At 47.1% G+C, this 9,635-nt stretch carries 8 protein-coding genes; 5 read left to right on the top strand and 3 right to left on the bottom strand.

Translation table 11 applies throughout. The features are described 5' to 3' along the window. The 3 genes from BWI93_RS27130 to lepA all read right to left on the bottom strand — a co-directional run. The coding region (locus BWI93_RS27130) for a biotin/lipoyl-containing protein (RefSeq protein ID WP_141217620.1) at positions 1-150 on the bottom strand (150 nt) is incomplete at its 3' end. A gap of 259 nt (positions 151-409) precedes the next feature. Further along, positions 410-1,528 (bottom strand): acyl-CoA desaturase, encoded by a 1,119-nt coding sequence (locus BWI93_RS27125; protein WP_094817066.1) that lies wholly within the window; start codon positions 1,526-1,528, stop codon positions 410-412. 286 nt (positions 1,529-1,814) lie between these two features. Beyond that, positions 1,815-3,605 carry a translation elongation factor 4 gene (gene lepA, locus BWI93_RS27120; protein WP_094817065.1) on the bottom strand — a complete coding sequence of 597 codons (1,791 nt, stop codon included), beginning with the start codon at positions 3,603-3,605 and terminating at the stop codon, positions 1,815-1,817. A 250-nt stretch (positions 3,606-3,855) separates the two neighbouring features. On the opposite strand from lepA, the gene BWI93_RS27115 reads away from it, so the two are divergent. From BWI93_RS27115 to BWI93_RS27095, 5 genes are all read left to right on the top strand, one after another. Next, the gene (locus BWI93_RS27115) at positions 3,856-4,317 is read left to right on the top strand and encodes a hypothetical protein (RefSeq protein ID WP_141217619.1); all 462 of its coding nucleotides are present in this window, start codon (positions 3,856-3,858) and stop codon (positions 4,315-4,317) included. A 240-nt stretch (positions 4,318-4,557) separates the two neighbouring features. Continuing rightward, a complete protein-coding gene (locus BWI93_RS27110; RefSeq protein ID WP_176454354.1) occupies positions 4,558-6,456 on the top strand; it encodes a CocE/NonD family hydrolase in 1,899 nt (632 codons plus the stop codon). A 139-nt stretch (positions 6,457-6,595) separates the two neighbouring features. Continuing rightward, a complete protein-coding gene (locus BWI93_RS27105; RefSeq protein WP_094817062.1) occupies positions 6,596-7,486 on the top strand; it encodes an NAD(P)-dependent oxidoreductase in 891 nt (296 codons plus the stop codon). Positions 7,487-7,757: 271 nt separating this feature from the next. Next, entirely contained in the window at positions 7,758-8,882 is a 1,125-nt protein-coding gene (locus BWI93_RS27100) for a hypothetical protein (protein WP_094817061.1), read from the top strand. 206 nt (positions 8,883-9,088) lie between these two features. After that, positions 9,089-9,559 carry a GyrI-like domain-containing protein gene (locus BWI93_RS27095; RefSeq protein ID WP_094817060.1) on the top strand — a complete coding sequence of 157 codons (471 nt, stop codon included), beginning with the start codon at positions 9,089-9,091 and terminating at the stop codon, positions 9,557-9,559. Positions 9,560-9,635: the final 76 nt, after the last annotated feature.

Below are 9,635 nucleotides of genomic sequence, written 5' to 3'. Positions count from 1 at the left end.
GTTTTCCAGTTCCATCGTGGCTTTATCGGTTTCAACTTCGGCCAGGATATCTCCGGATTTAACGGTATCGCCCACTTTTTTGAGCCACTCAGCGATGACCCCTTCAGTCATCGTGTCACTCAAAAGGGGCATACGAATTACTTCTGCCATGTGTAAACTAACGGAAAGGGTTTAGGAACAGAATTGCGGGTCAAAAATACGTCTGATTCTCAGAATTCGGCACGTGGATCCGTTAAGTTTTCCAACATACTTGATTCTCAGGACGTTCCCCGCAACAAAATTATCTACGAGCTTAAAGCGATCTTTTGATTCAGCGTTTTGGGCTTCTTCAGCGAACTACCAGCGGCTATGAATGCCCAAAGAAAGCAAAAAAAGAGAGAAGTCAGGGGCTGATTTCTCTCTTTTTTCGTTAGGCCTGAACGGGAACCATCTTCATCCGTTGTACGGCGTAATCCTCCTTGCCGTATTTCCGCAGCACTCGATAGTGCGATTGCAGGGCGGTCCAGAAGGTTTTGTTTTCAATATACTGAATACCGTGGTCCGCGGCTGTCTCTTTTACAATCCTGGAAATTTCGGGATAGTGTATGTGACAGATTTTGGGGAACAAATGGTGTTCAATCTGGAAATTCAATCCACCACACAGGAAATACGCTAGCGTACTGTTGCAGGAAAAGTTAGCCGTCGTCTGCATTTGATGTACAGCCCAGGATTCCTCAATATTGCCATCGCCATTAGGCTCAGGGAATTCGGTATGTTCAACGATGTGAGCCAGCTGAAACACTAAACCCAGTACCAGTCCTTCAAAGAAGTGCATAATCAGAAAACCAATGACGAATTGCCACCAGGTAATGGACAGCAGGCACAGAGGCAGTACAATGAACAGCGTATAATAAAACGCCTTAAAGAAAAATAAATTAAAGTACTCCTTCTTGGGATGAGCTCGGTTAGGCGTTTTGCCGATGTTCTGTTTGAAGAACTTAACGTAGTCCTTCCGTAGTACCCAGCTTAGCGAAGCCAGTCCGTACAGCAGGAAGGCGTAGATGTGCTGATATTTATGAACGGCATTAACCGGCTCATCTTCGTCAATACGTACGAGGCCGGGTGCAATCTCCAGATCTTCATCGTGTCCGGGAATGTTCGTGTACGTGTGATGAACAATATTGTGGGTGATACTCCAAACGTAGGGATTACCACCAATGAGGTTGAACGTCAGACCCAGCGTACGATTGAGTTTTGAACTGTCCGTAAATGAGCCGTGAACTGCATCGTGGCAGATGTTAAAACCAATAAAAGCACAGGTCATACCCAAGGCGATTGACAAAACCAGCATTACCCAAACGTTAAACTGATTGGAAATAATCAGGCCGTAAAGGACCCAGAATACGACCAGAAAAAAGACGGTCTTATTCCACATGGCCTGGTTTGCGTGCTTGGAAATTTTGTTTTCTTCAAAGTAAGCGTCGACTCGCTGACGGGCATCAGCGAAGAAAGTTGACTGGCGTTTGTCGACAAAGCGAAGTTTTGACATTCAGAGTAATTTCAGGAGTAGATGAATAAAGAACCGTATGTTTTGGTTATAGAACTGTTACTGGTGGAGAAGGCAGTTCCTCAAACATACTAGAATTAAAACGAAGTATGCCTAAAAAGTATATAAAAAATACGAGTCTTTTTAGGGCTCGTATTTTTCCGGCAATTAGCCTGTTTTATTAAATAATCGTTTAAAACGTTTGATTTTTTACTTAATTCTCTGATTAGGCAGATGTTCCTTACGTATAGGTTTCTTATCTAAGCTTCAAACGTTCAGCGTTTTTGCGTTAGCTCTCCAGTTTCAGTACGGCCATGAACGCTTCCTGAGGAATCTCTACGTTCCCGACCTGACGCATCCGTTTTTTACCTTTCTTCTGTTTTTCGAGCAGTTTACGCTTCCGGCTAATGTCGCCCCCGTAACACTTGGCCAATACGTCTTTACGCAGAGCTTTGACAGTTTCCCGGGCAATGATTTTCTGACCGATTGCCGCCTGAATAGCAATTTCAAATTGCTGACGCGGCAGTAACTCGCGAAGTTTTTCACACAGACGCTTGCCCCATTCGTAGGCTTTATCGCGGTGTACGATGGCCGATAAGGCATCCACTTTCTCGCTATTTAACATGATGTCCAATTTCACCATGTCCCCTTCCTTGAAGCCCAGGTATTGGTAATCCAGCGAAGCGTAACCGCGGGAGATCGTTTTCAGACGATCAAAGAAATCGAATACGACTTCAGAAAGCGGCATTTCGAACTGAAGCTCGATCCGGTCAGACGTCAGGTACACCTGATTTTTCAGGATGCCGCGTTTGTCCATACATAACTTCATGATGGTCCCCACGTACTCGCTCTTTGTAATGATCTGAGCGGCAATGAAAGGCTCTTCAATGGACTCAATGTGGTTGGGTTCAGGCATTTCCGATGGAGCTGAAACCTTCAGTACTTCCTCCTTCGTCGTCGTCACGTTAAATTGCACGGACGGAACGGTGGTAATCACTGTCATGTCGAACTCGCGTTCCAGACGCTCCTGTACAATTTCCATGTGCAGCATTCCCAGGAAGCCGCAACGGAAGCCAAAACCCAGAGCCGCCGATGTTTCGGGTTCCCAGATCAAAGCCGCGTCGTTGAGTTGCAGCTTTTCCATCGCTTCACGAAGCTCTTCGAACTCACTCGTATCTACCGGATAAATCCCGGCGAATACCATCGGTTTTACGTCCTCAAACCCTTTGATGGCCTCAGCAGCCAGCCGGTCCATCCGCGTGATGGTATCTCCTACTTTTACTTCTTTAGCGGTTTTGATACCGGAAATCAGATACCCTACATCACCCGTTTTGATGACGTCGCGGGGTTCTTTTTCCAGACGCAGTACGCCAATTTCATCGGCGTGATATTCACGACCCGTAGCCATGAATTTAATTTTATCACCTTTCCGGATTTCTCCGTTGTAGACACGGAAAATTACTTCGATACCGCGGTAGGAGTTGAATACGGAGTCAAAAATCAGCCCCTGGAAAGCTCCATCGGGTTCGCCCTTGGGAGCGGGAATCCGATGAACTACGGCAGCCAGAATTTCAGCAATACCGATGCCTTCTTTGGCCGAAGCGTGGATAATATCCGAACGCTCACAGCCGATCAAATCCACAATCTGGTCGGATACTTCTTCGGGCATGGCACCCGGTAAATCAATTTTATTCAGTACCGGGATGATCTCCAGGTCATGTCCTAAGGCCAGATACAGGTTACTGATGGTCTGGGCTTCGATTCCCTGAGAGGCATCCACGACTAATAACGCTCCTTCGCAGGCAGCAATGGAGCGGCTTACTTCGTAACTAAAATCGACGTGGCCCGGCGTATCAATCAGGTTGAGTACATACTGCTGCCCTTCAAATTTGTAATCCATCTGAATGGCGTGCGACTTGATCGTAATCCCCCGCTCGCGTTCGAGATCCATATCATCCAGCAGCTGATTTTGCATTTGTCGCTGGGATACGGTTTGGGTTTGTTCGATCAGACGGTCTGCCAGAGTACTCTTGCCGTGATCAATGTGGGCAATGATGCAGAAATTGCGAATGTTATTCACGTGTTATGGTCAGTTGAACAGCTTCGGGCTGTTGGCTTGCTGGCTTTAAGCTACTTTATCGATCCGGAAAATGCACGGGTACCTTTCGTTCCCACTTCGTCTTTCCGTTCGAATCTCCAAAAATACACTCAATCTACCGAAAAGTCGCAACACTCCTGCCAAAAGCCCCGGAATGTTTTGGAGAAATCGTATTCTCATTAGAAAATCAACGCTCGCCTCCGATATTGCAAATGGATTTTTAGACGACTTCATGAAACGAATAGTACTAGTAGGTCTTTTGCTGGCGGGATTCGGTACAGCTTCGGCTCAAACCCCGGCGGATTTTCAAAAAGACAGTCTGCGGCGAGCTTACGACCGCGAAACCATTTTTGTATTCGGCAACGGTACCCGCTTTGCCAAGGGCGGACGGGCGTATGCATCGGGCATTCGACAGAAGAATCTGGAGCGGGAGTTTGAGTTCTCAACCGCGGGCCTGTCTGAATACAAAGCGTATCGCAAGCTGCGTACCATTTCTTCGATTCTGACGGTAGCCTCGCTCGGTACCACGATCGTGGGCCTTACCAGTGTCAACAACCGGGGCAGTAATGCTTACTGGGCGTGGTGGGGTGCCGGTATTGCCATTGGGCTGGGTAATGGGGTCATCAGTGGTCAGGCGAATAATCGGTTACAACAGGCGGTCTGGATTCGAAACCGGGATGCATTGACGAGATAGTAATGTTTGAATTGTAATTATTTTCTCTGGATCGTACCAAGGTTTGGAGTGATGCATAAACATTCCCGGGATTGCATCCCGGGCTAATCAGATTGAACCCCGATGGGGTTCTTTGGTGAATGAGGAATAGAAACCCACTTGTTACGTTTATCAAACCTTAAACTTTTCAAACATTAAACTTTATCTACCCAACCCCTATACGCTTCCTTTTCTTCCCAATACACACGAAATCTTTATCTAATGAAGCACCAATTCCGAAAAATCTCACTGGCTCTATTAATGGGGATGGCTTTGACGACGGTCGTAACCGACCCGCTTTCCGCCCAGGCATCCCTGATCAACCGGGCCGATTCGCTGTACGTTCGTCAGCATTATACCAAACTGGAGCGGATGATTCCGATGCGGGATGGCGTGAAACTCTTCACGTCCATTTACATTCCCAAAGACGAATCGAAGAAGTACCCGATTATGCTTGATCGTACGCCCTACAGCGTGGCTCCCTACGGCGAGGATAAGTACAAAACGAGTATTGGTCCTTCCATGCTTTTCGCCCGGGAAGGTTATATCATTGTATACCAGGATGTTCGGGGAAAATACATGTCTGAAGGAGACTTTGTGGCGGTAAAACCCTTCAATTCCAACAAAACCAAACCCACGGACGTAGATGAAAGCTCGGATACCTACGATACCATCGACTGGCTTTTGAAAAATCTGCCAACCCATAACGGCAAGGTAGGGACCTGGGGTATTTCGGCTCCCGGTTTTTACACGACCATGACTGCCATCGACGCTCACCCCGCTCTGAAAGCGGCCTCGCCCCAGGCTCCGGTAACGGACTGGTTTATGGGTGACGACCGTCACCACAACGGAGCCTTCTTTCTGATGGGTACCTTTTCGTTTTTATCGTCGTACGGAGCACCCCGCCCCCAGCCTACCACGCAAACGGCCCCACAGTTTAGTGCTTTTGGAACGCCGGATTCGTACGAGTTCTATAAAAAGCTAGGTCCGATCAAAAACGTTAACGAGAAGATCTTCAAGGGTACGAATGCCATCTGGAACGAGATGATGGAAAACGAGACTTACAACGCATTCTGGCAGGCTCGTACGCCGGTGCCTCACCTGAAAAACGTAAAGCCTGCGATTCTAACCGTCGGGGGCTGGTTCGATCAGGAAGATTTGTACGGACCTCTGAAAACCTTTGCCGGGATTGAAAAGAACAGTCCGAAGACCGAGAATTTTCTCGTGATGGGTCCCTGGATTCACGGCGGCTGGTCACGGGTCAAGGGCGATGTACTGGGCAATATTCGATTTGATTCAGATACGGGCCCTTTTTACCGGGAAAACATTGAGCTAGCCTTTTTCAATCACTACCTGAAAGACCAACCAGACCCGAAGCTCCCGAAAGCGTACATTTTTGAAACGGGTTCGAATCAGTGGAAAAAGTACGACGCCTGGCCGCCGAAGCAGTCGGAGGAAAAGAATCTGTACTTCCACCCCAACGGCCAGTTGTCCTTCGAAGCTCCCAAGGCCAATTCCTTTATGGAGTACCTCAGTGATCCGGACAAGCCCGTACCCTTTACGAGCGAAATCCGGAACATTCGCGGAGCTGACTTCATGTACGAAGATCAGCGATTTGCCGCCACGCGTCCTGACGTACTCGTCTACGAATCGGAGGTACTAACGGAAGATGTGACCATTTCCGGAAACGTGATGGCCGACCTGTTTGTATCGACGACGGGTACAGATGCCGATTTTGTGGTCAAACTCATTGATGTATATCCTGGGGATGCTCCCAATAACAGTCCAATTGCGGGTACGAAAATGGGTGGTTTTCAGTTAATGGTACGTGGCGAAGTAATGCGTTCGAAATTCCGTAAAAGCTTCTCCAAACCCGAAGCCCTCGTACCGAATCAGGTAGCAGAAGTAAAATTCGACATGCAGGACGCGGCTCACTGCTTCAAGAAAGGTCATAAAATCATGGTACAGGTGCAAAGCTCCTGGTTCCCGCTGGTAGACCGTAATCCGCAGAAGTTCGTCAACATTTATAAAGCCAGCGAATCCGATTTTCAGAAAGCTACGCACCGGGTGTATGCTTCGCCGAAGCAAGCTTCGCATGTGAAGGTGCGGGTGGTGAAGTAAGGAAGGTATAGCAGACATTAGGAAAGGACGGAGAAATATCCGTCCTTTTTTATATAAAAAGTTTGATAACCTTGCTCGCCCAGAGTTTCATTGGGGCAGAATAGTACCTGATCGTTTTTAAAGTATTACCTACATTCCTATGCAAATTGTTTTAACGGGTAGCTCTGGCCGGGTTGGACGAGCCATTTATCAGGCACTTGCGGCCAAACACCAAGTGATAGGTATTGATCGGTCGCCTTTCTCTACGACAAAGATTGTAGCCGATTTTGTTGAAACTGAGTTGCTGGTTCGAGCAATGCGGGGGGCTGACGCTGTCATTCATACGGCTGCTCTTCACGCCCCTCACGTAGGAACAGTTCCTGATATTGAATTTCATCGTGTTAATGTGGAAGGCACTCGTCTAGTGCTTGAAGCTGCCCGGACCGCTGGCCTGCACCGACTTGTATTCACTAGTACAACTGCTCTATTTGGTCAAACGATTGATAGGGGCGTTGCTGCCTGGGTTACGGATGAGACCATCCCTAAACCCCGTAGTATTTATCACCAAACAAAATTAGCCGCCGAATCTTTGCTCCAGGAAGCAGCCGATGAATCTTTAGCTATCCGCGTGATTCGTATGTCTCGCAGCTTTCCAGACCAAGCTGACGTGATGACTATGCATCGCTTATCTAGAGGGGTAGATATTCGTGATGTCGCCGACGCACACGTAGCTGCACTCACTAACGATGGGCCTTTCTATCAAAGCTATATTATCTCTGGGAAAACCCCATTCCTACCCGAAGACTGTTCGCTATTAGCTATTAATTTAAAAGAAGTGATTCGGAAACGTGCTCCGGAATTACTGATAGCCTTTCAAAAGCGGGGCTGGGAACTACCTTCGTCCATCGATCGGGTATACGACTCAAGCTCAGCACGATTAGGCTTAGGGTGGACGCCTCAATATGGCTTCGAAGAAGTATTATCGCAATTGGATCGTCGAAGTCTGGAAGTGCTTCCGGTTCATATTCGTCATAATCATCTGGAAGAATAGTACCCTGCTTACCCCAATTACAAATCGGGGCATTTTTGGTCAAGCGTCTGAGACGCGAAACCTGCCACCCCGATCATTCCATGATGGTTTCAAACCGGGGTGAGTCGAGCGGAGACAATTGTTATTGCTAATTCGTTGAATAGGGCTGTTCCTAAATACATGAGGAACAGCCCTATTTATTTCTACATAAAGAGCACCCAATGAAAGGAATGCTTTCGTCATGCCTTATTTTGTGCCGGTGTAATTAACCACTGTTGATCCCTAACTTAATATGTCCCGGAAACTTTATCTAGTAGCATCCTTTTTGTTCCTTACTCTACTTCAGCACTTTGCTTTTGCTCAGTCAGCAAGTATTACCTGGACGCCTACGACCCGCCTTACGTATCAGGATTTTCAGATTAGTCCGGCCGGAAATTCCATTCACCTTTCGCTTAATTATGAATATGAATTAATTCCACAACCTTTTGGCAAATACACTCCTATCGTCAAAGCTACTGCCACACTTGACCCTACCCTTTCTACCCTCTCAGAGGCCAATGAGATCAATTTACGATATGCTCAGATTTACTTCAATATCTATGGATATGGTGCGAGGCTGATCCAGGTGAAAACGGTAGAAATGGGCACTTTACAAGGAAATACAGAGTCGATAAGATCGGTAATGAATCGCCATTACGGGCAAATTAGTCTACGCGTGAAACAATTGACGAACGCTTTTGATACGGACCTAAAAGTAAAGCCCGTTCCTGAAGTTCTGGATCAATGGGAACGTGACGTACAGCGTTTAACTGAAGAAACTCCAGAAGTTGAAATAAAAAATCAATTGAGTAAATGGCAATTGGGAATGTACGCAGGCGTAGGTCGGAACGTTATGCAGGGAAAAACCAAATCATACTTTACGGATGCCACGAGTTTTAATTTTGGTTTTTCTTTCGATGTAAAGAAATCACGATTTAGCTGGGATATGAATTTAGGCTTTAACCGAACTATAGATTATTTCGAACGCAGGGGCGTGTGGGAGCCCGGAACAAAAGCTAGCCTGGCAACCTTCGAGTTTACGTACGGGCGAAAACTTCAGCGGCAAGACTGGCTTTGGGTTCCTTACGTAGGACTTGGAGTCAATGAATTCACTCCCAGAGGAAACGATGACAACGATCGTCGTAATTTGACGGGTTATGTGCCCGTAGTTGGTCTGGAAATCACTCGTTACCTCAAGCATACGATTCACCCCGGCCAGCGATCCGGTTTCTTTTGCAAAACCCGTTTATCAGCCAGTCCTACCACGTTCTTTACAAACTTTACCGGCACACACCTTAACTTACGATTAGCCATTGGCTTCGATGCTGCTAGAGTAAAAAAAGAGATGGCTTACGTGAAGAAGAATGTGGTCATTTAACACCTGTTCATCCCGCTTTGTAATTGTTGTTGAATGCCCTGCTTGCCCCGATTGGTAACCGTCATGGAGAGATCGGGGCAAGCAGGCGAGTGAAGCGGATCCAAAATGGGATAAATAACTTTCAGCAAACTTCTATTTCTCTACTGACATAGGGCTGTCATTCTTACCCCGCTCCTTTGCGAGGTCATTCAACAATCCTATCGCTTATGGAGATCGTTACCATCGAACCTTTCTATTTTATGGGTCTTGCCGTTCGCACGACGAATGAAAACGGGCAGGCAGCCCTGGATCTGGGCACTTTATGGAAGCAATTTCTATCACAAAACCTCATCGATCAGATTCCTGACCCATTAGACTCTACCCTGCATTGTCTCTACACCGATTACGAACAGGACCATACCAAGCCCTATACTGCCTTACTCGGCTGTAAAGTTCGTTCGCTGGACCATGTTCCGGAAGGGTTTGTGGGGAAGACGGTAGCAGGCGGCACCTACGGCGTATTTAAAACAGCAGGAAAACTCAGCGAAGGCATTGTCTATCAGCAGTGGCTAAGAATCTGGAACACGAATCTCAACCGAAACTACACCACTGACTTTGAAGTATATACGACCAATAATCCAGAGGACGAAGTTGTCGCTATTTACATTGCCCTAAACGACTCCGCTCGTCTTGATTAGTAATCATCATAGAATGATCAGGGCATTTTTGGTCAAGCGTCACAGACGCGAAACCATTCCACCCCGATCATTCCAT

It is taken from the genome of Siphonobacter sp. BAB-5385 (assembly GCF_002261125.1).
GTDB lineage: Bacteria > Bacteroidota > Bacteroidia > Cytophagales > Spirosomataceae > Siphonobacter.
The sequence above is the reverse complement of the archived record's forward strand: the minus strand, read 5'-3'. Positions and strand labels throughout refer to the sequence as shown.

What these genes read in the sequence shown, in the direction of transcription:
- BWI93_RS27125 (WP_094817066.1), bottom strand. Translation starts at nt 1,528, where the DNA reads ATGTCAAAACTTCGCTTTGTCGACAAACGCCAGTCAACTTTCTTCGCT.
- BWI93_RS27115 (WP_141217619.1), top strand. Translation starts at nt 3,856, where the DNA reads ATGAAACGAATAGTACTAGTAGGTCTTTTGCTGGCGGGATTCGGTACA.
- BWI93_RS27110 (WP_176454354.1), top strand. Translation starts at nt 4,558, where the DNA reads ATGAAGCACCAATTCCGAAAAATCTCACTGGCTCTATTAATGGGGATG.
- BWI93_RS27105 (WP_094817062.1), top strand. Translation starts at nt 6,596, where the DNA reads ATGCAAATTGTTTTAACGGGTAGCTCTGGCCGGGTTGGACGAGCCATT.
- BWI93_RS27100 (WP_094817061.1), top strand. Translation starts at nt 7,758, where the DNA reads ATGTCCCGGAAACTTTATCTAGTAGCATCCTTTTTGTTCCTTACTCTA.
- BWI93_RS27095 (WP_094817060.1), top strand. Translation starts at nt 9,089, where the DNA reads ATGGAGATCGTTACCATCGAACCTTTCTATTTTATGGGTCTTGCCGTT.